At 59.5% G+C, this 24,762-nt stretch carries 25 protein-coding genes and 2 tRNA genes; 7 read left to right on the top strand and 20 right to left on the bottom strand.

Annotated features, from left to right (window positions below; all coding sequences use genetic code 11):
- Positions 1-80: 80 nt before the first annotated feature.
- Complete coding sequence (locus tag AC1RP7_RS21110) at positions 81-2,315, bottom strand: DNA internalization-related competence protein ComEC/Rec2 (RefSeq protein WP_493181098.1); 2,235 nt, start codon at positions 2,313-2,315, stop codon at positions 81-83.
- Between the two features lie 135 nt (positions 2,316-2,450).
- On the opposite strand from AC1RP7_RS21110, the gene AC1RP7_RS21115 reads away from it, so the two are divergent.
- Positions 2,451-2,966: a DUF2062 domain-containing protein gene (locus AC1RP7_RS21115; protein ID WP_057713698.1), complete on the top strand. Its 516-nt coding sequence runs from the start codon at positions 2,451-2,453 to the stop codon at positions 2,964-2,966.
- Positions 2,967-3,121: 155 nt separating this feature from the next.
- Here AC1RP7_RS21115 and AC1RP7_RS21120 read toward each other — a convergent pair whose 3' ends face one another.
- From AC1RP7_RS21120 to AC1RP7_RS21135, 4 genes are all read right to left on the bottom strand, one after another.
- Positions 3,122-3,901, bottom strand: a complete 780-nt coding sequence (locus AC1RP7_RS21120) for an ABC transporter permease (protein ID WP_057713697.1) — start codon at positions 3,899-3,901, stop codon at positions 3,122-3,124.
- A complete protein-coding gene (locus AC1RP7_RS21125; RefSeq protein WP_057713696.1) occupies positions 3,898-4,830 on the bottom strand; it encodes an ABC transporter ATP-binding protein in 933 nt (310 codons plus the stop codon). Before AC1RP7_RS21125 ends, AC1RP7_RS21120 begins: the two co-directional genes overlap by 4 nt.
- Positions 4,831-4,962: 132 nt before the next feature.
- A complete protein-coding gene (locus AC1RP7_RS21130) occupies positions 4,963-5,586 on the bottom strand; it encodes a glutathione S-transferase family protein (RefSeq protein ID WP_154860330.1) in 624 nt (207 codons plus the stop codon).
- Between the two features lie 43 nt (positions 5,587-5,629).
- Positions 5,630-6,289 carry a transglutaminase-like domain-containing protein gene (locus AC1RP7_RS21135; protein ID WP_493181101.1) on the bottom strand — a complete coding sequence of 220 codons (660 nt, stop codon included), beginning with the start codon at positions 6,287-6,289 and terminating at the stop codon, positions 5,630-5,632.
- Positions 6,290-6,538: 249 nt separating this feature from the next.
- Between AC1RP7_RS21135 and AC1RP7_RS21140 the strand changes: the two genes are divergently transcribed.
- The 5 genes from AC1RP7_RS21140 to AC1RP7_RS21160 all read left to right on the top strand — a co-directional run bounded on the left by AC1RP7_RS21140 (position 6,539) and on the right by AC1RP7_RS21160 (position 12,414).
- Positions 6,539-8,986 carry an acyl-CoA dehydrogenase gene (locus AC1RP7_RS21140; RefSeq protein WP_493181102.1) on the top strand — a complete coding sequence of 816 codons (2,448 nt, stop codon included), beginning with the start codon at positions 6,539-6,541 and terminating at the stop codon, positions 8,984-8,986.
- 74 nt (positions 8,987-9,060) lie between these two features.
- A complete protein-coding gene (locus AC1RP7_RS21145) occupies positions 9,061-9,468 on the top strand; it encodes a PA2817 family protein (RefSeq protein WP_007972361.1) in 408 nt (135 codons plus the stop codon).
- Positions 9,469-10,063: 595 nt separating this feature from the next.
- Positions 10,064-11,287, top strand: coding sequence for a type II and III secretion system protein family protein (locus AC1RP7_RS21150; RefSeq protein WP_493181104.1), 1,224 nt, complete (start codon positions 10,064-10,066; stop codon positions 11,285-11,287).
- A 119-nt stretch (positions 11,288-11,406) separates the two neighbouring features.
- Entirely contained in the window at positions 11,407-12,120 is a 714-nt protein-coding gene (locus AC1RP7_RS21155; RefSeq protein WP_493181105.1) for a tetratricopeptide repeat protein, read from the top strand.
- Positions 12,121-12,138: 18 nt separating this feature from the next.
- Positions 12,139-12,414, top strand: coding sequence for a DUF3613 domain-containing protein (locus AC1RP7_RS21160; RefSeq protein ID WP_493181107.1), 276 nt, complete (start codon positions 12,139-12,141; stop codon positions 12,412-12,414).
- Between the two features lie 199 nt (positions 12,415-12,613).
- On the opposite strand, the gene AC1RP7_RS21165 is transcribed toward AC1RP7_RS21160, so the two are convergent.
- From AC1RP7_RS21165 to AC1RP7_RS21225, 13 genes are all read right to left on the bottom strand, one after another.
- Complete coding sequence (locus AC1RP7_RS21165; protein WP_493181109.1) at positions 12,614-13,579, bottom strand: type II secretion system F family protein; 966 nt, start codon at positions 13,577-13,579, stop codon at positions 12,614-12,616.
- A 29-nt stretch (positions 13,580-13,608) separates the two neighbouring features.
- The gene (locus tag AC1RP7_RS21170; protein WP_493181111.1) at positions 13,609-14,595 is read right to left on the bottom strand and encodes a type II secretion system F family protein; all 987 of its coding nucleotides are present in this window, start codon (positions 14,593-14,595) and stop codon (positions 13,609-13,611) included.
- A complete protein-coding gene (locus tag AC1RP7_RS21175; protein WP_493181113.1) occupies positions 14,592-16,034 on the bottom strand; it encodes a TadA family conjugal transfer-associated ATPase in 1,443 nt (480 codons plus the stop codon). Before AC1RP7_RS21175 ends, AC1RP7_RS21170 begins: the two co-directional genes overlap by 4 nt.
- A 3-nt stretch (positions 16,035-16,037) precedes the next feature.
- Positions 16,038-17,258 (bottom strand): AAA family ATPase, encoded by a 1,221-nt coding sequence (locus AC1RP7_RS21180; protein ID WP_493181115.1) that lies wholly within the window; start codon positions 17,256-17,258, stop codon positions 16,038-16,040.
- Positions 17,252-17,746 carry a TadE/TadG family type IV pilus assembly protein gene (locus AC1RP7_RS21185; RefSeq protein ID WP_493181117.1) on the bottom strand — a complete coding sequence of 165 codons (495 nt, stop codon included), beginning with the start codon at positions 17,744-17,746 and terminating at the stop codon, positions 17,252-17,254. The genes AC1RP7_RS21180 and AC1RP7_RS21185 overlap by 7 nt, the downstream gene beginning before the upstream one ends.
- Positions 17,746-18,225: a TadE/TadG family type IV pilus assembly protein gene (locus AC1RP7_RS21190; protein ID WP_493181118.1), complete on the bottom strand. Its 480-nt coding sequence runs from the start codon at positions 18,223-18,225 to the stop codon at positions 17,746-17,748. The genes AC1RP7_RS21185 and AC1RP7_RS21190 overlap by 1 nt, the downstream gene beginning before the upstream one ends.
- 8 nt (positions 18,226-18,233) lie before the next feature.
- The gene (locus tag AC1RP7_RS21195; RefSeq protein WP_493181120.1) at positions 18,234-19,577 is read right to left on the bottom strand and encodes a TadE/TadG family type IV pilus assembly protein; all 1,344 of its coding nucleotides are present in this window, start codon (positions 19,575-19,577) and stop codon (positions 18,234-18,236) included.
- Positions 19,578-19,652: 75 nt separating this feature from the next.
- A complete protein-coding gene (gene cpaB, locus AC1RP7_RS21200; protein WP_493181121.1) occupies positions 19,653-20,471 on the bottom strand; it encodes a Flp pilus assembly protein CpaB in 819 nt (272 codons plus the stop codon).
- A 15-nt stretch (positions 20,472-20,486) separates the two neighbouring features.
- Positions 20,487-21,815: a DUF8689 domain-containing protein gene (locus AC1RP7_RS21205; RefSeq protein ID WP_493181122.1), complete on the bottom strand. Its 1,329-nt coding sequence runs from the start codon at positions 21,813-21,815 to the stop codon at positions 20,487-20,489.
- Positions 21,816-21,817: 2 nt separating this feature from the next.
- Positions 21,818-22,348, bottom strand: coding sequence for an A24 family peptidase (locus AC1RP7_RS21210; RefSeq protein WP_477810337.1), 531 nt, complete (start codon positions 22,346-22,348; stop codon positions 21,818-21,820).
- Positions 22,349-22,377: 29 nt separating this feature from the next.
- The gene (locus AC1RP7_RS21215; RefSeq protein WP_151214555.1) at positions 22,378-22,575 is read right to left on the bottom strand and encodes a Flp family type IVb pilin; all 198 of its coding nucleotides are present in this window, start codon (positions 22,573-22,575) and stop codon (positions 22,378-22,380) included.
- Between the two features lie 153 nt (positions 22,576-22,728).
- Positions 22,729-22,926, bottom strand: coding sequence for a Flp family type IVb pilin (locus AC1RP7_RS21220; RefSeq protein WP_151214554.1), 198 nt, complete (start codon positions 22,924-22,926; stop codon positions 22,729-22,731).
- Positions 22,927-23,082: 156 nt separating this feature from the next.
- Positions 23,083-23,274, bottom strand: a complete 192-nt coding sequence (locus AC1RP7_RS21225) for a Flp family type IVb pilin (RefSeq protein WP_493181124.1) — start codon at positions 23,272-23,274, stop codon at positions 23,083-23,085.
- Between the two features lie 405 nt (positions 23,275-23,679).
- Between AC1RP7_RS21225 and AC1RP7_RS21230 the strand changes: the two genes are divergently transcribed.
- On the top strand, positions 23,680-24,549 hold the full coding sequence (locus AC1RP7_RS21230) for an AraC family transcriptional regulator (protein WP_349735072.1): 870 nt from the start codon (positions 23,680-23,682) through the stop codon (positions 24,547-24,549).
- Between the two features lie 57 nt (positions 24,550-24,606).
- Here the strand turns inward: AC1RP7_RS21230 and AC1RP7_RS21235 are convergent.
- Together AC1RP7_RS21235 and AC1RP7_RS21240 are read right to left on the bottom strand one after the other, a co-directional pair.
- A tRNA-Gly gene (locus AC1RP7_RS21235) sits at positions 24,607-24,682 on the bottom strand.
- A 3-nt stretch (positions 24,683-24,685) separates the two neighbouring features.
- Positions 24,686-24,761, bottom strand: a tRNA-Glu gene (locus AC1RP7_RS21240).
- Position 24,762: the final 1 nt, after the last annotated feature.

The raw sequence follows: 24,762 nt of genomic DNA on the forward strand, positions 1-24,762 counted from the left end.
AAAGTGCGCCACTCTAACATAGGGGGTGGACGCACCGAAGACCGTGATGTCGCATCCGGTCGGGCTTTGATAACGCTCGGTTATGGGTTCAAGGGCGGCGGATCGCGCCAGAAACGCCGTTCCTGGCGCATTGACCACGGCGGCTCGAAGCGTCCCAGTTGCAGACGAATGGCACCCTGTTCGACGCTGTCGTAGATCGCCATTCCACGTTTTTGATAACGGGCGATGACCGTGGGATGCGGATGGCCAAACGAATTGCCCTGCCCGCGGGAGATCAGCGCACCTTTGGGTTGCAGGACATCCAACAGGGCATTGGACGACGAGCTGCGACTGCCGTGGTGTGGCGCCTGCAGCCAATCGGTGGGCCGGGCCAACGGACTGTCCAGCAGGGCTCTCTCGGCGGCGGCATCGATGTCGCCACTCAACAGCAGCCGTTCGCCATTGGCCTCGATCAGCAAGACACAAGAGTTCTGGTTGCTGTCGCCGGCCAATGGCCAGTGCCAAAGCTGGAAATCGACTTCATCCCAGGTCCATCGCCGACCGCTCTCACATCTCCCGGCCTGCAGTTGCGCAGGCAAGTCTGACGGTTCACCACTGACCACCTGTTTCACCGGCAACCCCCTGGCAATCGCCGGGGCACCGCCGGCATGATCGGCGTGGGCGTGGCTGATCAGCATCAGGTCTATGCCCTTCACCCCCAGTTTGCGCAATGTCGGCAGCACCACCCGTTCCCCCTGGTCGAGTTCTCCGAAACGCGGTCCGGCGTCATACAGCAACGTGTGATGCCGGGTGCGCACCAGGATCGCCAGGCCTTGACCGACATCCAGTTGCCAGACTTCCGCCATGCCCTCCTGCAACATCGGCCTGGGCGAAAAAACCAGCATCAACAGCATGGGCCACCCTAACGGGCGCATCGGCAAGCCTCGCGGCAGCAAGAGCAAAAAGGCGCCAAAAGCACCGATTGCCCAGGCCCATAGCGGGACCGCCGCGGGCACCCACGCAGGAACCTGACCGGAGACGAACCCCAATCCGCTGAACCAACCGTCGATCAGACCGCCCGCCAGCCACAGCAATTTCTCACCCACATAAGGCATCGGTAGCAACAGCGTCCCGAGCAACGCCGGTGGCAGTACCACCAGACTGATCCAGGGCACCGCAAACAAATTGGCCAGCGGCCCGCTCAGACTGATGGGCAACCCCAGTGCCAATAACAACGGGCACAGCCCGATTGCAATCAGCCACTGGGCACGGGTCCAGGTCTGCCACCAACGCCACGGCCCCAAACGTCCGCCGAAGGTCAATATCAAGACTGCCACGGCCGCGAAAGACAGCCAGAAACCAGGCTGGAGACTCGCCAGCGGCGCCAGCAGCAAAATGCCGTTGAGTGCCAACAACAGTGGCCACCACGCACCGAGATGACGGAACCCCAGACGCCACAACAACACCAGACCAATCATCAAGCAGGCCCGTCGCACCGGCACCTCGAAACCGGCCAGCATCCCGTAACCGAGCGCAGCGGCGAATGCCAGGCCACACGCCCAGGGCAGCCATGGCAGACGGTTCGGCCATAACCCAAAGCGGGCCAGGCCGGCGATCAGCAGATACACGACGCCCGCCAGCAATCCGATGTGCTGCCCGGAAATCACCAACAGATGAACCGTGCCGGTGTCCTGCAATACCTGCCAGTCTTCGCGACTCAACCCGGCGCCGTCCCCGAGCACCAACGCCGTCAACGCGCCGTTTCGCCCTTGGGCATCCACCGCCAGCAAACGCTGACGGATTGCATCGCGCCAGGCCCACTGGGCTGGCGCAAGGCGTTCGCCCTGCTTGATCGTCCCGGTCGCCCCGATGCGTTGTGCCAGCAACCAGGCCTGGTAGTCGAAGGCCTGCGGATTGAGCAGCCCGACCGGACGCTTCAACTTGACTGCCATGCGCCAGCGCTCGCCACTGTTCACCGGCGGCCCCCCATACCAGGCCAGACGCATTTGCTGCGGCAGCCGGGTACGTCGGGACTGGATGTCGGTCAACTCGAAACGCACGACACCGTCGTCATGCCGGGGCAAGCCAGTGACCCGCCCTTCGACCCAACGGGTTTCTCCGTCCAGCGCCGGCGGTAACCGGTCATCCAGCGCCCATTGCGCAATCGCGCAGGCCCAACTCAAGCCGAACAAGTAAAACGCCACCGGATAAGTCCTGAACGGCAGCAACATCAAACCCGCCACTGGCATCGCCAGCCATAACCAGACCGGCGGTAATGCCGGTAAAAAACGCAAGGTCAAAAGACCCAACGCCAGCGCCATCATCCCTGTGCGCATAAGCCCGTCCTTGAAAGTCCCCTTCAAGGCTTAGCCCGCTCGTCGCATGGGCGCCGTCAATAATTGTCACAAAATCTGAATAGGCAGTTCATGGAATCCAGACATACTTGCCGCCCTGACCGACCGAGAAGCCTTATGCCCCGGCGCTTATTCAAACGCTACATGCCAGACCCGATGAGCATCAGGGAACACAAGTCCTTACGCTTTCTCGGCACGCTGTTGCATGACCCGAACCTGTGGCACCTCAACCGCCACTCCGTTGCCCGCGCCATGGCGGTGGGGCTGTTCGCCGCGTTCCTGCCGATCCCGCTACAGATGCTGCTGGCGGCAATCCTCGCCATCATCGTGCGCGGCAACATGCCGATTGCCGTGAGCCTGGTCTGGCTGACCAACCCGATCACCATGCCCGCCGTGTTCTTCTGCACCTACCAGACCGGCGCCTGGCTGATGGACGTTCCCGCCCGGCAGTTGCCGGACTCACTGAACTGGGAATGGATCACGGGTGAAATCTCGACCTTGTGGCAACCGTTTCTGTTGGGCTCAGTGGTAACGGGGCTGGTACTCGGCGCACTGGCCTACTTCCTGGTGATGATGTATTGGCGCTGGTGGGTGGCCAGGCAGTGGAAGCGGCGCAAGAAGAGCCGGATGTGAGAATGCAAAACGGCCTCCACTTGGGAGGCCGTTTTTTTTTGCGGTGTCCGGGCTGACGCCATCGCGAGCAAGCTCGCTCCCACAGGGATCTTCAGTGCTACATGGATCCATGTGTGGGAGCGAGCTTGCTCGCGATGCAGGCGACGCGGTATTCCTTAAGTCCGCATCCCGCGCCCGCTGACCAGCAACCTTGCACTACCGAAATACAGCACCGCGGTCGCAACCAGCATGAAGGCGATGGCCACGCTGATGCGGATATCCGATACGCCAAGGATGCCGTAGCGGAACGCGTTGACCATGTGCAGCACCGGGTTGGCCAAGGACACGGTCTGCCAGAACGGTGGCAGCAAGGTGATCGAGTAGAAGACCCCGCCCAGGTAGGTCAGTGGCGTCAGCACGAAAGTCGGGATGATCGAAATGTCATCGAAGTTGCGCGCAAACACGGCGTTGATGAAGCCCAGCAACGAGAAGATGGTCGCGGTCAGCACCACCACCAGAATGGTCACGCCCAGGTGATGCACCTGCAAGTGGGTGAAGAACAGCGACAGCAGGGTCACGATGATCCCCACCATCAGGCCACGCAGCACGCCGCCCAGGGTATAGCCAATCAGAATGGTGTGCGGCGACAACGGCGAGACCATCAATTCTTCAATGGACCGCTGGAACTTGCTGCCGAAGAAACTCGACACCACGTTGCCGTAGGAGTTGGTGATCACCGACATCATGATCAGCCCCGGCACGATGTACTCCATGTAAGTGAAGCCACCCATGTCGCCGATCTGCCGACCGATCAGATTACCGAAGATCACGAAGTACAGGACCATGGTGATGGCCGGCGGCAGCAGGGTCTGCGGCCAGATCCGGGTGAAACGCCGGACTTCACGGTAAACGATGGTGTTGAGGGCAACGAGGTTGGGGCGCAGCTCGGAACTCATACCGCCACCTTCGACAGATTTTTCTCCACCAGGGACACGAACAACTCCTCGAGGCGATTGGTTTTGTTACGCAGGCTCAGCACTTCGATGTTCTGCTGCGCCAACTGGGTGAACAGCGCGGTGATGCCCATGGACTTTTCCACCTGGACTTCCAGGGTGTGGCTGTCGATCAGCCGGGACGGATAGCCGAGCAACTGCGGCGCAGCCGGCAGGTCGCCCTTGAGGTCCAGCAGGAATGTTTCGACATGCAACTGGCTGAGCAACTGCCGCATGCTGGTGTTCTCGACGATGGTGCCGTGGTCGATGATGCCGATGTTGCGGCACAGCTGCTCAGCCTCTTCCAGATAGTGGGTCGTGAGGATGATGGTGATGCCTTTCTGGTTCAGCTCGGTGAGGAAGCTCCACATCGAACGACGCAGCTCGATGTCCACCCCGGCGGTCGGCTCGTCGAGGATCAGCAGACGCGGTTCATGAACCAGCGCGCGGGCGATCATCAGGCGACGCTTCATACCGCCGGACAGCGAGCGCGATGGCACGTCCTTCTTGTCCCACAGGCCGAGCTGGGTCAGGTACTGCTCGGCGCGTTCCTTGGCGATTTTCGCCGGGATGCCGTAGTAGCCGGCCTGGGTCACGACGATGTCGAAGGTCTTTTCGAACTGGTTGAAGTTGAATTCCTGAGGCACCACGCCGATGGAGCGCTTGAGCTGCGCAGGATTCCTGTCCAGGTCGTGACCGAAGATGTTCACCGTGCCGCTGGTCTTGTTCACCAGGGTCGAGAGAATGCCGATGGTCGTGGACTTGCCGGCGCCGTTCGGGCCGAGCAAGGCGAAAAAGTCACCTTCGGCGACATCCAGATCGATACCACTCAAGGCCTGGAAACCGTTGCCGTAGGTTTTGGTTAGCTGCCGGATGGACAGAGCGGAACTCATATCTGATTTACGCACCAAGAAGGGAAGAAAAGGATAAGTATGGGCGGCGGCGAACAATACAACCGCAGCGGAGTGGCACAATGGTGCTTGTCGCCGCCACACAAGTACAGTCAAGCGTGTCGATAGTGAGTATTAAGTCAACGCGGTCATGACCGCCTTTTGATACGCCGGACGCTGCTTCAACCGGCCATACCAGGCCTGCAGATGCGGTTGTGGCGCACGGTCGATCGGCATCTCGAACCAGGCATAAATGAAACTGCCCAGGGGAATATCGCCCATGCCGATCTCGTCTCCGGACAGGTAGGGCTTGTTCGCCAACGCCTGATCGGCCATTGCCAGCAGCGTGTCGCACTCCTTGATCGCCGCCTTGATGGCGGGCCAGTCCTGCTGGTCTGCCGGGGTACGCAGCACACCCCAGAACACGGTACGGAACGGGCCGGCAAAGCTTGAGGTGGTCCAGTCCATCCACTTGTCGGCAGTGGCCCGGGCCTTGGGACTATTCGGGTACCAGGCCGTGCCGTCGGCATGCAAGGCCATCAGGTAACGCACGATGGCGTTGGACTCCCACAACACAAAACCGTCGTCTTCAATGACAGGCACGCGACCATTGGGATTCATGGCGCGGTATTCGGGTGTATCGACGACACCAAAGGCGCCACCGGCATCGATCGCCTCGTAGGCCAGTCCCAGTTCTTCGGCGGCCCACAATGGTTTTCTGACATTCGACGAGTTTTTCCGACCCCAGATCTTCAGCATGACCGCCTCTTTTTCGGTAAGTGGGCAGGCAGCATACGCCGGATCAGGCGCGACTCAAATCGCTCTGCATGTCGCCCAATAGTGGTTGCTGTTGCTCACCGAACAGGTGCGGATAGCACTTTTCCAGGTGTTCGAAAAAGAACGCTTCAGGTACGTCGGCGAACTGGCCGTGATCGACCAGGTACTCCATCAGCTTCGCGCCATCGCGGTTGAAGGGATGAAAAACGCTGTCGTTGACCCCGTCGAATTCCAGCGGCGCCACATTGAACAGGTCGCAGAGTTTGCGGTTGAACGCGGGTGTCGCCTTGACCCAGCGATCCTGCAAGTAAAACTCGGTGTAGCCGTGCATGGCGAACATGTCGCTCTTGAGCAATTCGAGCAGCCGTGGTGTCGACAAATGATTGCGCACATCCGCCAGGCCGATCCGCGCGGGAATCCCGCAATGCCGCGCTGCACCTGCCAGCAACGTGGCCTTGGGCACGCAATAACTCTCCCCGGCCGCCAGCGCATAACTGCCGCGCAGGGTCTGCGGGTCGCGACTGAACGTGTACGGGTTGTAGCGCACCGCTTCGCGCACGGCGTAATAGAGACTGATCGCCTGCTCTAGCGGATCGCGACTGGCGCCACGGTGCTTTTCGGCGAACTCCACCACGGACGGATGGTCACTATCGATGAAGCGGCCGGGACTCAGATACTCGCGCATGAAAATAATCTCCTGGGGAAGCTCCGAGTCTAGCGAGAGCTTCAGCACAGAGATAACGACGTTTCGGCCAAACATGGCCGCTTTGCCGCTCGCTCAATGAACGTATTTCCCACGTGTGCGGCCCATTTGTCGCACGAAAATCATCCGGGGTTTCCCACGATTCGAATCACATCGCTCCAACCAGCCTGTTTCGCGGATGCCGTCTAAGCTCTGTGGGCTGGTTCGCCCTGGTTTCACGGAGGAATGAATATGCTGTTGTTGTGGATACTGGTTTTGCTGGTCGGGATTGCTTATTTGGCCCACCGCCGCATCGCCCCGCTGCCCGCCTTGGTCATCGTGGCCATCTATGTTGTGGCCATGGGCGCTTTCAGCCGCGCACCGGGCTGGCTGCTGCTGGTTTTCTGGGCGTTGATCGCCGCCGTCGCCGCGCCTTTGCTGCTGCCCGACCTGCGCCGCAAATTGTTCAGCGCGCCGATGTTCAACTGGTTCCAGAAAACCCTGCCGCCGATGTCGCAAACCGAACGCGATGCCATCGACGCTGGCACGGTCTGGTGGGACGGCGAACTGTTCACTGGCCGTCCGGACTGGAGCAAGCTGCTGTCCTATCCCAAGGCGCAATTGAATGAAGAGGAACAGGCCTTCATCGACGGGCCGACCGAAACACTCTGCGCCATGGTCAGTGAATGGCAGCTCGGTCAAACCATGGACCTGCCGCCGCAAGCCTGGACATTCATCAAGGACAACGGCTTTTTCGCCCTGATCATCCCCAAGGAGTTTGGCGGCAAGGGCTTCTCCGCCTATGCCCACTCGCAAGTGGCGATGAAACTGGCGAGCCACAGCGGCGACCTTGCCTCAACCGTGATGGTCCCCAATTCCCTCGGCCCGGCCGAACTGTTGCTGCATTACGGCACCGACGAACAACGCAATCATTACCTGCCTCGCCTGGCGCGCGGCGACGACATCCCGTGTTTTGCCCTGACCGGTCCGCTGGCCGGCTCCGACGCCGGCGGCATGCCGGACTCAGGAGTGATCTGCAAAGGTGAATGGGAGGGCCAGGAAGTCCTCGGCTTGCGCCTGAACTGGAAAAAACGCTACATCACCCTCAGTCCGGTGGCCACCCTCCTCGGCCTGGCCTTCAAGGCCTACGATCCGGATCACCTGCTGGGTGACAAGGAAGACCTGGGCATCAGCCTGGCACTGATTCCGACCGACATCGCCGGTGTCGAGATCGGCCGCCGGCATCTGCCGTTGGGCGCGGCATTCATGAATGGCCCGAACTCGGGCAAGGACGTGTTCGTCCCGCTGGAGTTCCTCATCGGCGGCCAGGAGATGCTCGGCAAAGGCTGGATGATGCTGATGAACTGCCTGTCGGTCGGGCGTTCGATTTCCCTGCCGGCGGTGGGCACCGGCATGGCCAAGTTCACCAGTCTGGTAACGGGCCAATACGCTCAGGTTCGCGAGCAGTTCAATGTGCCGATTGCCTCGTTCGAAGGCATCCAGGAAGCCATGGCCCGCATTGGCGGCAACGCCTGGATGATGGATGCCGCCCGCATGCTGACCGCCAATGCAGTCGATCTGGGCGAGAAGCCGTCGGTGCTGTCGGCAATTCTCAAGTACCACCTGACCGAACGCGCCCGCGACTGCATTAGCGACGCCATGGATGTGCACGGCGGCAAGGCGATCATCATGGGGCCGAACAACTACCTCGGTCGCAAATGGAACGGCGCGCCGATTTTCATCACCGTCGAAGGCGCGAACATTCTCTCGCGCAACCTGATGATCTTCGGCCAGGGCGCGATTCGCTGCCATCCATTCGTGCTCAAGGAAATGGCCCTCGCCGGCCGTGAAGACAAGGATCAGGCGCTCAGAGAATTCGATGACCTGCTGCTCAAGCACATCGGTTTTGCCGTGGGCAACGCCGCCAGTACGCTGGTGCTCAATCTCGGTTTCGGGCATCTGGAACACACCCCGGGCGACAAACTCAGCCAAGGTTATTTCCGCGTACTCAACCGTCAGGCCGCTGCTTTCGCCCTGCTCGCCGACCTGAGCATGATGTTGCTGGGCGGCGCACTGAAACGCCGCGAACGCCTGTCCGCACGGCTAGGCGACGTATTGAGCAACCTTTACCTGGCGTCCGCCGCGCTCAAGCGCTACAACGACCTTGACTCACCGCAGTACATGACACCACTGCTGACCTGGGCCATGGAAGAAAGCCTGGGCCAGGCGGAACGGGCAATGGATGAACTGCTGAGCAACTTCCCGAACAAAGTCGTGGGCTGTGTGTTGCGAGTGATCGTGTTCCCGTTCGGGCGCCGGCACAAAGGGCCATCGGACAAACTCGGCGCCGAAGTCGCAGGGGTGATCGGCCGCGCCAAGGGCGACCCGGCACTGGAAGAAGTGCTCCTGGGGTGCTACCGCCCGCAAGCGAGCGACGATCCGGTCGGTGCACTGCAACACGCCTGCAATCTGTTGAGCGCCGCACAGCCGCTGCAGAAAAAACTGCATATGGCACTCAAAAGTGGCCAGGTCAAACCGGTGGCCGGCGAGTCGGTGATCGATGCCGCCCTCGAGGCTGGCGTATTGCAGCCGGTGGAGGCCCAAACCCTGCGAGAAGCCGAAGTGGCTCGGCGCAAGGTGATCGATGTCGATGACTTTGACCAAGAGGCCTTGGCACTGGCCAAGGGAAAAGTCCGCTGATCCCCTCAAACATGTAAAAACGGGCGCGGGCGCTTTATACTCCCGCGCCCGTTTTGCTCTTGAGGACTTATCTCGTGTCCAACATCGTTGCCGATCATCTCGTTTTACTCGACCACCTGCGCAGCATCCTGGTCGCCGTAGGTGAGGCCGAGCAGGTTCCCGACGAAAGTCATGCCTTGTTCCTTGAGCGCTTCGACGAACTGCTTGCGTTACTGCCTGTCGACCCGATCGAAAGCCAGTACCTGGGCCAGGACATCCTGTGCCAGGTCATCACTCGCTACCCGCAAATCGCTCACCTGGTCCCGCGCGACCTGCTGTGGTATTTCGCCGGCGACTGCCTGCACTACATGCCCGATGATGAAATCGACCTGTATCAGGCACTGGAAGAGCGCCGCTTCGAAGCCGAACAGAACGACGAACCCTTCGACTGGAACCAGGAAAAGCAGCTGCTGGCGCTGTCGAACCAGGACAGCAAGCACTGATTATCAATCAGTGATGCCAAAGGCCCGCATGCTTGAGCATGCGGGCCTTTTTTTTCCTTCAGCGCACCCCGTCAACTTCAGGCAACCGCACTGTGCTGCGACCTTTTCCGCAGCGTCCGCCTGCCTAGCTCCAGCCTTTGCACCAATAGTTTTCTCTCTATCTCATGGCACTTTGGTTTGATTGAACTACCTTCAAACTACAAGAAGTCATAACGGCTCGAGTTTTCACGTTAGCTTCAGTGATCAGATAGCGGATTGGCAAAAGGAGTTACCTCACCATGATCCTGGCAGGCGTTTTCCGGCTCTGTACCTGCATTGCCGATGACTTTCCGGGGGGACCAGGTCGAACCATAGGCGCGAGTATCGCTCCGACAGGCAGTCCAGGTCACCGGATCACTGAAAACCGTTTCAGCAATGGTCGCTCGCTATCCAGCCAGATCAGCGAATTGCGCCCGCTCATGTGTAGCACGCAAGGAATAACGCCAAGGCCGTGGATAAGTGGTCTGGCGCATTGGGAGAGGTAGTCCGGTCCCCGTGAGTGATCCGAGACAACTTAGTCAGCCTGAAGATGGCCTATCCAGCGAGGATGTCCTTAATGAGCTTTCGTACCGAGCCCGCTTTCAAGCGAATTATCCATGGCCTGTTCTGGATGGGCCTCAGCGTGGATGCGGCTCAGGCCGCGCCGGCCAATTGTTCACAACTGGACAATTGGCCGACAACGTACGAGGTCGGTCAGGGGCTGCAGAATGAACTGCGCAGCCCCGTTCCGGTGACGCAACTGGCGGTGGGTGACCCGAAAATTGCCGACGTGCAGCCCAGCGGCAGCAGCGCGTTCATACTCACGGGCATTGCGCCGGGGACCACCAGCCTGATGGTCTGGACCGCCTGTTCGAAAACGCCACGCCAAAGCATGGTGTTCGTCAAGGGTAGAGCCACATCGGCGCTGACCAGTGTGCCGTCGGTGCCCTCCGACGACCCGTTGCTACCGAGCCAGGTGCAGACCGATATCCGCTTCGTTGAAGTCAGCCGGACCAAACTCAAGGAAGCCTCCGCCTCGATTTTCGGCGTCCGTGGCAACTGGCTGTTCGGCTCGCCGAGAACCTTGCCCACCATCGGCGGCATTGTCACGCCGTCAATACCGGTGAACAACGACAACTTCAACCTCACGTTTGCTACCGGCAGTACCCTGGTGGCGCTCAATGCGCTGGAGGGCAGCGGCTTCGCCTACACCCTGGCACGGCCAAGCCTGGTAGCGCTCAGCGGGCAGAGTGCGAGCTTCCTGGCCGGCGGTGAAATACCGATTCCGGTGCCCAGTTCAGGCAGCGATAGCGTGTCCATCGAGTACAAGGAATTCGGTATCCGCCTGACCCTGACGCCGACCATCGTCGGGAAAAACCGTATCGCGCTGAAGGTGGCGCCGGAAGTCAGTGAACTGGACTTCACCAACGCCGTGAGCATCGCCGGCACGGTCGTCCCGGCCCTGAACGTGCGCCGGACCGATACCAGCATCTCCCTGGCCGACGGCGAAAGCTTCGTCATCAGCGGCCTGATCAGCTCCCGCAACAATTCCCAGGTGAACAAGTTTCCGGGGCTGGGCGATATACCGGTTCTGGGCGCGTTTTTCCGCGACAACACCATTAACCGTGAAGAGCGCGAACTGCTGATGATCGTCACCCCGCATCTGGTCCAGCCACTGGCTGCCAACGCACAACTGCCGTCATTGCCTGGTGAGCAGCTGCGCAATTACGACCCGAACTTCTACCGCATGTTCTTCCTGGAAAATGGCGACTTCGACAGTCGCAGCGGGCTCTCGCAATGAACCGGAGCCTGAACCAGACTGGCCTCGCCCTCACTCGTAACGGTGACGTTGAACGCTTGCCGGGCCAGCTGTATTGCCATTGGCCAGGCGCTCAACCTGTTGTCGCCAGAGGACCTTCGATGAAAGCAGTCATTGCAATTGCGGCGACATTGATGCTCGCCGGTTGTGCCAGCAATGGCCTGTCTTCGCGACCGGCCAGCTGTGCCAAGCCCGGTTCGGAGCAAGAACTGGCCCTGAACCTGGCCGACAACATGGCCGACGAAGGCCGTTTGTATGCCAGCCTGGCGAATCTGGAAGGATTGCCCGATAACCTGGTCCAGGTTCGCCTGCGCAAGGCTCGGGTACTGCGCTTGATGGGGCGTAGCGGCGACGCGCAGCCGTTGTACGAAGGCTTGCTAGGCACCTGTCTGGCGGCTGAAGGGGAACATGGCCTGGGCCAGTTGGCCGCCGCCAGAAATGATAACGCCAGCGCTGCCACTCACCTTGAGCGTGCGGTGAAGATGGCCCCCACCGACGACAGAATGCGAAATGACCTGGGGGTCGTCTACCTCAATCAGCGACGGATCCCTGAAGCACGCTTTGAGTTCATGACAGCCATGGAGCTCAAGCAGGCAAACACACTGGCGGCACTCAACATGGTGACGTTGCTGATCTATCAGGATAACTGGAAGGCGGCAGCCGAACTCGTGACCCGCGCCGACTTGAGCCCCAAGCAAGTCGTAGAGGCTCAAACCCGCGCGGAAAAACTCAAGACCTCCGCCAAAAAAGTGGTGGCTACCGATGGGAATCGCAAGACTGAGGTAGCCGATGCCTCTACCAGTGCGAACAAGTAGAACGTACGAGGAGTCGAGATGAATACCAAACGGCTGTTGATCGTGTGCACGGCTTGCCTGTCAACCACTGCCTGGGCCATTGAGCCGGGCCCCTCTTCGCCTTATCAACAAGGCACCGAACAGTGGTTGCAGCTGCAGATTCGCGGAGTGGTTGCCTCCCCTAAACTGCAAACCGCTTCGGCCACCGAACGTGACCTGGCCATGCAGCGCTGGCTGAATAGCTTCAACTACCCGATTCCGGAGTTTTATGACCAGGATGCAGCGGGACAAATGACCATCGGCGACGGCAACTGAGGCATGTCGATAGGGTGATCAGCCTCTGGCGTCGTCCAGAGTGGCCTGGCTGCAAAGCCGGGCTTGATGTCGTGCGCAGGAAAATACAGTCCAGGTACTACAAGGTGGAGCAAGCGTTGGAGTGAATGCACTCCGTTCGCCTGCTCCACCCCGCTCATATGTAGTACAGCCATCCTGTTCGACAGCAAGCCTCTCCTGCTCACTTACCGAATGCCTTGAATACCCCGATCATGGCGGGGCCAATGGCTATCAGGAAGAAGCTCGGCCACAGACAGAAAATCAGCGGGAATATCATCTTGGTGCCAATTTTCGCCCCCATCTCTTCGGCGGCCTGTGTACGCCGGTCACGGAACTCATCGGCATAGATGCGCAAGGTGTCGGCCACGCTGGTACCAAAACGGATACTCTGCGCCAACAGGTTGACCAGCCCTTGTACGTCATCCAGGCCAGTGCGCACAGCCAGTTGCTTGAGTGCCTCGGTACTGGAAATGCCCGCGCGGATTTGTGCATTGACCGTGGCCAGCTCTTCAGCCAGTTCGACCTGACTGACCGACATCTCCTCAGCCACCCGTTCGATGGTCGTGGGCAAGGCCAGGCCCGACTCCACGCACACCACCATCAGATCCAGTGCATCCGGAAACGCGGCACGCAGTCGGCCTTGTCGCAACTGCTTGCGCTTGGCGACATACAGAGCTGGCACCAGCCATCCGATAGCGGCCACTACGAACACCAACAGCAGCCCCATGATCAGGGAAACCTTGGGAATCATCGGCAACAGCAGCAACGCAATACCGATCAATAACAGCGGCAACATCAAGCGTACCGCCCAGTATATTTGCACCGCCGACGAGGAACGGTATCCCGCATGCATCAACAGGGTCTGGGTGACGGACGTCTGAGCCGATTCGGCCGAGGCAAAGCGCTGGCCGACCCGCTCCAGCAACAGTTGCAGGTTACCCGGAGCTTCCTGCCCGGTCGTGTTGCCTAAATGACCACGCTTGATCAGCGCCAGACGACGCTGCACCGGATCCTGAAGCCCCATCACCAGCAAGATCACGGCGACAACCGCAAGCACCGTACTCAAGCCGATCACGGCGAGGAACAACAGGCGCGCCATCTCCTCGTTTGCCGTGACCCGACTGAACAACCCGAGCAAAAAATCCATGACCTGTACCTCCCGCTAGCGAATAGCGCTTAAACCTGAATCCGGATGATTTTGCGAATCCAGAAAATCCCGGCCAACATGGAAAAAAAAGCCCCGATTATCAGCTTATGGCCCAACGGATCATTGAACAGCAACGGCATGTATTCAGGGGTCGTGAACACGATCACCGCCGCCAGCACGAAGGGAATGGCCACCAGTATCCAGGCTGACATTCTCCCCTCGGCCGAAAGGGTCTTGACCTTGCGCTGAAAGCGGAAGCGCCCGCGAATCAGCCGACTCAGACGTTCCAGCACCTCGGTCAGATTACCGCCGGTCTCGCGATGGATAAGGATCGAGGTCACCAACATCATGACCGTCATGCTCGGCATGCGCTCCAGCAAGCCGAGCATGGCCCGGCGCACATCGTTGCCATAGTTGATATCGGAGAAGGTCAGGCCAAACTCATGAGCCACCGGTCCCTTGTGCTCCTCGGCTACCAGGCGCAGGGTTTCGTTGAATGGGTGCCCGGCGCGCAAAGCGCGGCACATGGCATCCAGCGCGTCCGGCAGGCCTTCCTCAAACTCAGCGAAACGCTTGCCACGGTCGCGAGAGATTTTCAATATGGGTAACCAGAAGACCGCGAAGCCCGCGATCAGCGCCATCCACCAGACTGACGAGACCATCCAGATCAAGATGCCCGCCCAGACACCCAGCGCCAGCCCGAGCAGCAATACCCGATAGGCCCGGTATTCGTGCCCGGACTGCTCAATCATTTGCGTCAATGTTTCCATAAAGGGCAGCTGCTCAAGCCTGGCCTCCAGTGGCGACAAACGCGTCAGGTACTTCTGCCTCAATACCGTTTGCATGTTGGGCAAATTATTGGCTTTCTCCAGTACGTGCAGGCGGCCGCGGATGCGCTTGCGCATCTTGCCGGCCTCGCCGAATACCGGCACCGCCACGCCCTGGGACAGGAGGAAGACAGCGATAAACACCATGCCGAGGAACATCAGAATGTATTCACCAGGAATTTGGTTCATGACTGCCGTGCCTCCATCCATTCAGGCCTGAACATCGTCAGCGGCAACTCGATGCCGCGCTTGGCCAGCACATCGCGGAAGGCGGGGATCATGCCGCTGGGTCGATAATCACCCAGCACTTCGCCGTTTTCACCCATGCCATGGCGAGCGAAGGAGAATATTTCGGTCATGGTGACGATCTCGCCCTCCATGCCGTTGATTTCCTGCACGCTGACCAGCCGGCGCTTGCCATCCTCCTGGCGCTCCAGCTGGATCACCACATCGATGGCCGAAGCGATCTGCTGACGCATGGCCTTGATCGGGAAGGTCGCCCCGGTCATCGATACCATGTTCTCGATCCGCCCCAACGCATCGCGCGCGGTGTTGGCGTGGATTGTGGTCAACGAGCCGTCGTGACCGGTGTTCATCGCCGTCAGCATGTCCAGCGCCTCGACGCCGCGCACTTCGCCGATCACGATACGGTCCGGACGCATCCGCAGACTGTTGCGCACCAACTCCCGCTGGCTCACCTCGCCACGTCCCTCGATGTTCGAAGGCCGGGTTTCCAGACGCACCACGTGGGGCTGCTGCAGTTGCAATTCAGCTGAGTCTTCGATGGTGACGATCCGTTCGTTGTGCGGAATGAAACTGGACAGCACATTGAGCATGGTGGTCTTGCCGCTGCCGGTACCGCCGGAAATCAGCACGTTCAAGCGCCCACGGACAATCGCCTTGAGCAGTAGGGCAATGGCCGGGGTTAACGTCCCCACCTGGATCAGGCTATCGGTATTGAGCAGGTCCACCGCAAAGCGCCGGATCGACATGCTCGGGCCGTCGATGGCCAACGGCGGGATAATCGCGTTGACCCGCGAACCGTCCTTGAGCCGGGCATCCACCAAGGGCGAGGACTCGTCGATACGCCGACCCAGGCTGGAGACGATGCGGTCAATGATGTTCAGCAAATGCTGATCATCGCGAAAGCGCACATCGGTGCGTTGCAGTTTGCCAAAGCGCTCGACATAGACCGAGGCATGACCGTTGACCAGAATGTCGGACACGCTGTGATCAGCCAGCAACGGTTCCAGCGGGCCAAGGCCGAGCACCTCGTCGGTGATCTGCTTGATGATCAATTGGCGGCTGGAAGTACTCACCGGTGCCGAATGCTCATCGAGCAGGCGCTGGCAAATATCGCGAATCTGCCGTGCGGCCTCAGCCTGTTCAAGGGTGTCCAGCAAGGACAGGTCCATGACCTTGAGCAACTGCTGGTAGATCTTTTCTCGCCACTCGGCCTCCACCGGGGTGACCTGACTTCTGGTTTCGTAAAGAACGTCCGGCGTTGCACGCTCCCACGCCATTATTTCCTCAGCCGGATCCGGCAGGTCGTCACCCGGCTGGCTAGCCGGCGATGAGGCGGGTTTACCGGACTGTTTGCGCAAGCGGTTACGAAAGTCGCTGATCATGGGTCACCCCCCGAAAAAACGGTTGAAGGCGCGTTTGAGCACGCCTTTGTTTCCAGCCATCTGATTGCCGACCAGGTCATCGGCCACATTGCGCAGGGCAACGGTGATCGCCGCCTTCGGCGCATGCAGCCCCAATGGCACACCCGTATTCTGACTCTGGCTGACCAGGTTGAAGTCATTAGGTAATTTCGACAGATTCGTGCAGCGCAGCGCCTCGCCGATATCCTTGAGGCTGACCGCTGCTGTCTTGTCATAGCGGTTGACCACTATCTGCAATTGATCCCCACGCACGCCCAGGTCTTCGCGAAGAATCCGCACCAGGGCACTGGCATCGCGCAGGTGGCTGACGCTCTGCTGCACCACCACGTACACCCGATCCACCTGTTCCAGCACAGAGCCGGTGAGGTGGTCGATTTGCCGCGGTAGATCGATCACCACCCAGTCATAGCTGGCACGGGCCAACTGCATCAGGGTATCAAGTTGCTCGGGTTGAGCATCCTGCGGCAGACACAGCTCACCGGCCCGGCCCCCCAGCACATGCAAGGTCGGGCTGAAGTGGCTGCAAAAACCGCGTAACGCAACGCTGTCCATGCCGTCGATCTGATGCAACACCTCCAGATGGCTGTGCGCCTGCGCCACATCCAGATAATGCATCACGCTTCCAAATTGCAGGTCCATGTCCAGCAACAGGGTACTGCCGCCCTTCGTGCTGAGCTGCTGAGCCAGGTTGCAAGCCAGCATGGTGCCGCCGGATCCGCCCTTGGCGCTGATCACGGCGAGCAATTTCCCTTCTGTCCCGCTGCCGGTCCGAACCTCCATGACCAACCGATTCAAGGCGGCGACCAGTTCCGTCTCGGCGACAGGCTCCGGCAGCACGTCGCGGGCGCCGGCCTGCATCGCCAGGCGCATGCCTTCCTGTTCGCTCAGCAGCCCGCACACCAACATCGGCGGACGCTCATGGGCCGGGCGCTGCAACAGTGCCGCCAGCTCCTCGCGCCACAGGTGGCTGACGCGCAACAGCAAAAGATCGGGCATCCGGTCCAGGCCGTAGAGCGGGTCGACATGCCCATTGCTCACCAGGCGAGTACTCACCTCCAGGCTGGGCATGCGTTGGCAGACGCTCTGCAGGTCGCGCAACGACGTGGCATCACGGCTGCTGATCAGCAACCTGAGCCCGGCTTTACCGGTCGAACTGGAAAGTGGAGTGTCCTTGGTATTCAGCATGGCGTGATCTCCCCGGAATCGGAATGACGCCCGAGACTTTCGCGTGGCAACGTTGCTCTGAATGCAGGCAAGGTAATGGGCACGCCGAACCCGGGAATAAACAGATTGAATACGAAGTTTTGCAGGCTCAACCGGACATAGCGGATGGCACGGAATCCATTGACGCTGACCAGGTCAGCGGGGTTGGCCACCAGTGCACCGTTTACGTCCAGGTAGGTCAACGTCAGGTGGGTGGTGGCCAGATTGCCGATCAGCTGGCTCGTACCTGCGTCGGTCGCGGCATTGAAGATCGCCCGCCGCAGAACCACCGGATCGCTGATATTGCACACCGCCGCCAGGCGCGTACCACGCCGTACGGCTTCATCCAGAGCATTGACCGTAAAGTACAGGCGGCCCATTTCCACTACGCTGAACAACAGCGTGAACACCAGCAGACCAACAATGGCGAACTCCACCACATAGGTGCCGCGCATGTGTTTGCGATTCATCACAGTGCCCTCATCACGGTAGTGGCGACCAGCGGAATGCCCAGTGCAATCTGATTACCAAAAAAACCGGGAAGCGCTCCGGCGCAATTGCCAGCGCCAATCACCGGGCAAAACGTGTAAGTGATGGTGACCCGAACATGGTCGGTGCCCACCGCGGCAACGACCACGTTGCCAGTCGTCAACCCTGACACCACAGCGGTCCCGGTGTTGGCCGGCACGCCATACACCGCAACGTTTTTCGTCTGGTTCAGTAGCGTACTGCTCAGAGCGACCGCACCCAGCGTCGAGTCCCAGGCCTGGCTGGCGACGAAACGGTCGGCATCGCGACTGGCCTGCAGCAGCACGTTGTACTGATAGAGCATGCGGCCGAACTCACCGAAGGCCAGTAACATCAACAGCAACACCGGCAGGACGAGGGTGAATTCCACCATGGCCAGGCCTTGCTGGCGCTGCCGATGTTTAAATCCATGAAGTCTCATGACGCCCCCTACGAGTCAGTGCTCGGAGTGCCGCTGCCGTTGAGATAGGTTTTGTAGAGCTGAATAATCTGCGGGCCGGAATCGGTTGACGGCGAGGGGCCGGCCACGTTGTCGCCTTCGCACTCCTTCACGAACTGGCCGAAGATCTGCGCGTCCCCGCCACCACCATCCATTGGCTGCACAACGAAATAGCAGCCAAAACCGAGGACGGGGATCGAGGTTGAACCGCCCTGTTTGCCGGTGCAGTCGCCCACCACGATTTTCAGCATCCGACGCTCGAACACCCCATTGCCCTGACAGCCACTGCCCCCTGCCACACATGCGGCAACGCTCGCACGCCAGTCGTTGTAGTCCAGTATCGTGTTGCCGCCCGCCGTGAGATCGCCGTTGTTCGAGGTGACGACTTGCCCCTGGTACTTCACTTGTGGCGGGCTGACTGAGTCGTCATAAATGATTGCGGGGTTACTGGACGACGTCACGAGGTCCGGTGGATAGTCCGAGGCACTGACCGGGCCGTTGTAGATGCCGAAGCGCGTATTCAGGCCTTGAGAGGTAGGGCCGACCATGTTGCCAGGGGAGGTCTGGACATTTTGCCCCACATCACGACAGACTTTGCCACCGCCGGCCAGATCCTCCCTGACCGTACTGCCGCCCGAGCCAAAATCGAGCAACTGAAAGTTGCCTGGACCAATGGGCGACGAATTGCCGGCAGCCGTCTTCAATACCTGCAAATCCCCAAACTGGAAGCCCCAGAACATGCCAGCGCCCGGGTTGTACTGAGTCGAATCGCCACACACCATCAAAGGCGCGAGATCGCAGGGGCTGGTAGGGCTGGGGCCGGCGGTGGCGATCGCCGCCACCGCTTTGGTTCCCAGGCCGCCAGAACCGAATGCCTGGGCGAAGTTCCAGAAAAATCCCGTCAGGCTATAGCTCGGTACCGATACCCGAACGTACTTGGCATCCGTCGGCCCGGGATAGGAGAACGGGCCATAGACGCTGCTTGCCAGTTCCACCACTGCAAATGCGCCTACGTTGCCGCCGACCGCCGTGGCCAATTCGTTGTTGCCTGTGGCATTGGCATTCTGTGTCAGCGTATTGAGGGCGGCGGTACGCGTCGTGCTGGCACTGTTGACCTCCCCCTCCACCTGACTCAAGGTTTTGGCGCCACTCAGGGCGGCGGCGTCCACCGCATTCTGCAGGCGCGTTTTGTTCAGCAGCATATGCCCGCCGTCCAAAGCCAACGCCGCCATCATGGCCATCGCCGCCAACGCGATCACCATCAATACACTCACCGATCCTTCTTGGCGCCTTGGCGTCGAAGTGAACGGCCGCTGAATACGAAGATTCATCATCAAGCCCTCGATTGCCGATACCGGTCCGGATCGGCTGCGCCAATACCGTGGTGCCCATGTACCTGTTGCGCCCTGTCAGCGAATTCTGACTTCTTTGGCTTCAATCCCGCGGATAATGGTGATAGCCCTGCCACCCTCGCCATTGCTGCGCTGTACCACGCGTTTTGGCGCCTCGGCGGTGGCCACAGCCATGGCCGGGGCAAAAGGCGTAGCAGGCGCAACGGCCGGGCTTTTCTTCTCGAGGTTCAGCGGGTTACGCAGCGCCAGTTGCAACTTGCCTTCCGTCTGCGCCGTGACCAGGGCTTCCGCTTCAGCGGCCGACATCTCCAGGGTCACTGCGCGCACCACTACCGGTTGGGTCTTGTCGGTCCCCGCGGTCTGATCCACCGCCAACACCCGCAAGTTCTCGAGGATGGTCCTGGACGTGGCGCTGTTACCGCCGGCATTGGTGGTTTTGGTCGCCAGTACATCGACCCGGTTACCCGGCAACAGGAATCCGCCCACGCCGACCACATCGTCCACACGTACCGATATGGCGCGTTTGTCAGGTGCTATCAAAGAGGCCAAGGTGCTGCCCCCCAAGTGCTCGCTCAGACGCGCACCGCGTACGATGTCGCCCCGCAGAATGTCGAACGTTGCGATCTTGCCCACTGCTTTTTCGCTGGCATCGAAGGCATCGTCCGGGATCGTATCCATGGGCATGCGTACGGTCGTGACCTGCTGGGCCTCGACCATCTGCCCGAATGGAATCTCTACCGTGGCGACCACCACGTTTCGAAAGTGGTCATCCGGGCTGGCATTGAGCCGCGCGCTCAACCAGGAGTCGGCCATCCATGCAGCCCCAAGGCCCATGACCAGGGAAGCACCTATCAGGGTAAGCGTACGAGAGCTCATGTCAGTATCTCCGTATCAAAGAAAGTTGAGCTGGACGAAGTAGTTGTGCCAGGCCCATTCCAACTCTTTCGGTGACAGTGGTCCGGAACCGCCGATATAACGCTGGCGATCGAGCGCCATGTTCAGGAGATCTCGGGGATGGCAGGGCACCAGGGGCATGCCTTCACTTGCATAAAGCCTTTGCAGCACATAACGCACCAACAGCGGGTCATAAGAAATACCCAGACGCTCGCTTTCCATACGCCAGATCTTTTCGTACTCCTCGGGCTTCAGGTAACCGAATTGCAGCTTGTAGCCAATCCGGCGAAGGAAGGCCTCATCGGCCAGCTCCAGGGGATTGAGGTTGGTGGAAAACACCAGAATCAGATCGAATGGCAGCTCGCAATGCCGACCACCACCCAGGTTGAGGAAATCGCGCTTCTCTTCCATCGGGACGATCCAGCGATTCAACAGCTCGGCGGGTGCCATGCGCTGGCGCCCCATGTCGTCGATGATGAACAGGCCATTGCTGGCCTTGAGCTGCAGGGCAGCCTGGTATTGACGGGTGAAGGGGTCATAACGGACATCCAACTGTTCCATGCTCAACTCACCGCCCGTGATGACGATCGGGCGTTTGCAGCACAGCAGTCGACGGTCGATCCCTTCGTTGAGCATCAGGGTGTTCTGTTGAGCGTTGTCATCGAGCCGCTGATGCACCTGCGGGTCATAGATCTCGATCACCGACTCGTTGATGACGATGGCATGAGGGACCCAGATGGCCTCGGCGAACAGACGGATCAGCCGACTGCTGACATAGGTCTTGCCGGTACCCGCGGGGCCATAAATCATGATCGCGCGCCCGGAGTTCATCGCCACACCCAACTGATCGAGCATCTCCTCCGTGAGCACTACGCCAGCAAGGGCATTGTGCATATCGTTGGCGTTGATGCGACCATGGTGAATGGTCTGTAGCTTGATCAGGGACCGGTAGGTACTCACCGGGAAGGGTGCCGCTCCTATATAACCGCTGCGCAACAGGGCATCGCGGGCGACACTGCGACCACGTTCGGTCAGGCCATAACGCAGCATCTGCCCGCCCGTTTGACTCACCTGGCCCAGCACTTCGACACGGCCATCCTTGCGCAGAAACGCCAGGACCTCTTCAAGTACCGCGCCGGTCAGCGCCAGGCGCTCCACCAGCCGTGACATGTCCAGCACGCCGGCGTCGTGCAAATGCTTGCACACCAATTCGCCGAGAAAACTGTCCGTCAGGCCAGTTTCGCGGATAGTGCAGGGCTGAGGAGCCAGCCGTTGCACCGCTCCCCGATCGCTGGGGTAGGCATCACTATCGACGATGACGTGCATGTCTAACCTCCGAATCCACCGGCATTAAGTTGCCAGTAGATGCTGTTCAACGTCCCCAGCAGGATCGCTACCGTATAAGGAAAGGGCTTGCCGGCTACCTCGCCCGGGTTCGGCGCCATATAGGCCCGCGCCAAAAACATCAACCGATAGCGCCCCAGGGTTTGCAACAATTGACCGCGCACCAGAACGATCAGGAAACCGCACAGCCCTCCCCATATCAGACTGAAGAACACAGCCCACAAGGCGTAATGGGGGGGTAGAAAACTGCCAACCATGGCCATCAGCTTGACGTCACCGGCCGCCATGCCACCCAGGGCATACATGGGCAGGAACAGCGCAAAACCGATCAGGAGGCCCAGCAGACCATCCCCCATCCCACTGATCCCACCTGAATAGGTCTGGCCGGCCAACCCCAAGGTCAGACCTACCAGGATCAGCAGGTTGGGAATGCGGTGGCGACGCAGGTCGCTCACCACCGCCAGGCCCAGCAGTCCTATCAGCACAACAGTCGCTACCAGCTGTTCCATGGACATCATGCATCTCCCTACCAAGAGAGTTATCGTTATGGGGGGCACGCACCAGCAACAATGGAATTGCACAGTACCCTGATCCTGGTATCCACGGCGCCTCCAAGAAGAGTGAACGCCGTGACAACAACTGCCGTAATCAACCCTCCCGCTACCGCGTATTCCACAATGGTCAGGCCATCCTCGTCTTTGACAAATTTCAGCACCGAAGCCTTGATTGTTTGCCTAAACATTTTGATCACCTCACTTTGACGACGCCGTCCAGAATGAACATCGGCAGAAACAGCGCGAAACCGACCAAGATGCCAAGTCGCCCTAGCAGCAAAGCAGTACCAGCCTGCTGCTCCCTGAACGTCGCAGCCTCTCTCTACCGGGGTGAGTTATCGTTATGGGGGGCACGCACCAGCAACAATGGAATTGCACAGTCCCCTGATCCTGGTATTCACGGCTCCTCCAAGAAGAGTGAACGCCGTGACAACAACTGCCGTAATCAACCCACCGGCCACCGCGTATTCCACAATGGTCAGGCCATCCTCGTCTTTGACGAACTTCAGTACCGAAGCCTTGATTGTTTGCTTAAACATTTTGATCACCTCAATTTGACGACGTCGTCCAGAATGAACATCGGCAGAAAAAGCGCGAAACCGACCAAGATGCCGGGTCGCCCTAGCAGCAAAGCAGTACCAGCCTGCTGCTCCCTGAAAGTCGCAGCCTCTCTCTACCATGGTGAGTTATCGTTATCAGCACGGAGCAGTACTAATGGCAGTACACAGCGCCCGGACCCTGGTATTCACGGCGCCTCCAAGAAGAGTGAACGCCGTGACAACAACTGCCGTAATCAACCCACCCGCCACCGCATATTCCACAATGGTCAGGCCGTCTTCGTCTTTGGCGAACTTCACTACCGAAGCCTTGATTGTTTGCATGATCATTTTGCCCACCTCACTCGAATGTTGTTTTTTTCTGAGGCAGTAAGTTCTGCGCTGCCTGATGCAACCCTAGTCAGAGTGCAGGCATTGGCGTTAGGAAGATTTTGCACATCGTTAGGACTTTTTTGCGGGGCGGCCAAATATGGGACATTGGTCTTTACAGAAGTAACGGGAGGGGTAAACAAGGCGTTGAAAACCAAAGGCAATTGTCATTGATTCACAAGCGACAAGCGGTTAAACCCGGTTTGTCGAAAACACATCAACAAACACTCGCCCGGGCTGCCTTCCAGGCAACCCATAGAGCGAATAGAACTAAAAACCGTCTTTCCTATCGGGATTAAATCTGCAAGGTGATAGCACATTGGCAATACTAGCGAAGTGAGTCACCAAGAACCCCAGAGTAGAGACATGACGTCCAACTTGACCAAAAGGCCATCGCTCCTGTGGTTCGATCTGACTCATGATCGGTCCACGAAAGAACTCGTCGCGCAGTTCGAGGGTACCTGCGACTGCAAACTGGCGAAAAACTCCGTGTTGCCCATCGGGGAACCGGCAGACATGATCTGCGTCCATTTTGATCGCCCCGACACGCCAGGCTTGCGACTGTTGCTGGAGATCAAACGCACCACCCCCAGCATCCCGATCACCATGTTCACCGTGCAGCACTCGGAGGAACTGGCTGTATGGGCCATGCGCTCCAGCGTCTGGGAATACATGGTGCTCCCGCTCTCGACCACCGAGAAGAATCGTTACCTGACGGCGGTGGTGCAGCTCTGCGAGCTGCGCCGAAATGCCAACGGCCGGGGCAAGTCATCGCAGATCGACCACTCCCCTACCCTGCCGGACAGCATCCGTCGGACCTCAGGACACCAAAAACACCAGGCGCTGAGCAATGTCATGCTGTACATCGAACAGCACTTTCGTGACAGCATCGATCAGAGGGAATTAGCGCAACGCTGCGGCATGACGACATTTCGCTTCAGCCGCCTGTTCAAGGAAGCCAATGGGCTTGGCTTCACGGATTACATCCTGGACAAGCGCATGAACTTCGCCAAGGATCTGCTCGACAACAGCCAGATGCCGATTACCAGCATCGGCTATGAGGCCGGCTTCAAGGATCCTTCCTACTTCGCCCGTGCCTTCAAGCAGTTCGCAAACTGCACGCCCAGCGAATACCGCCTGGCACGCCAACTCAAAGCAGCTGCCGCTACGCAACCGGTGCAGGATGACAAAACCACTGAAGCGCTCGAAAGCCTGGTACAAAGCCTCAGCAGTTGACCTGTTTTTTACGCGCAAACAAAAACGCCGCTCAATGAGCGGCGTTTTCGTTAAATATGGAGCGGGAAACGAGACTCGAACTCGCGACCCCGACCTTGGCAAGGTCGTGCTCTACCAACTGAGCTATTCCCGCAAATGGCGTCCCCTAGGGGACTCGAACCCCTGTTACCGCCGTGAAAGGGCGGTGTCCTAGGCCACTAGACGAAGGGGACA

This window comes from Pseudomonas sp. GW822-FHT01E03 (assembly GCF_058802985.1).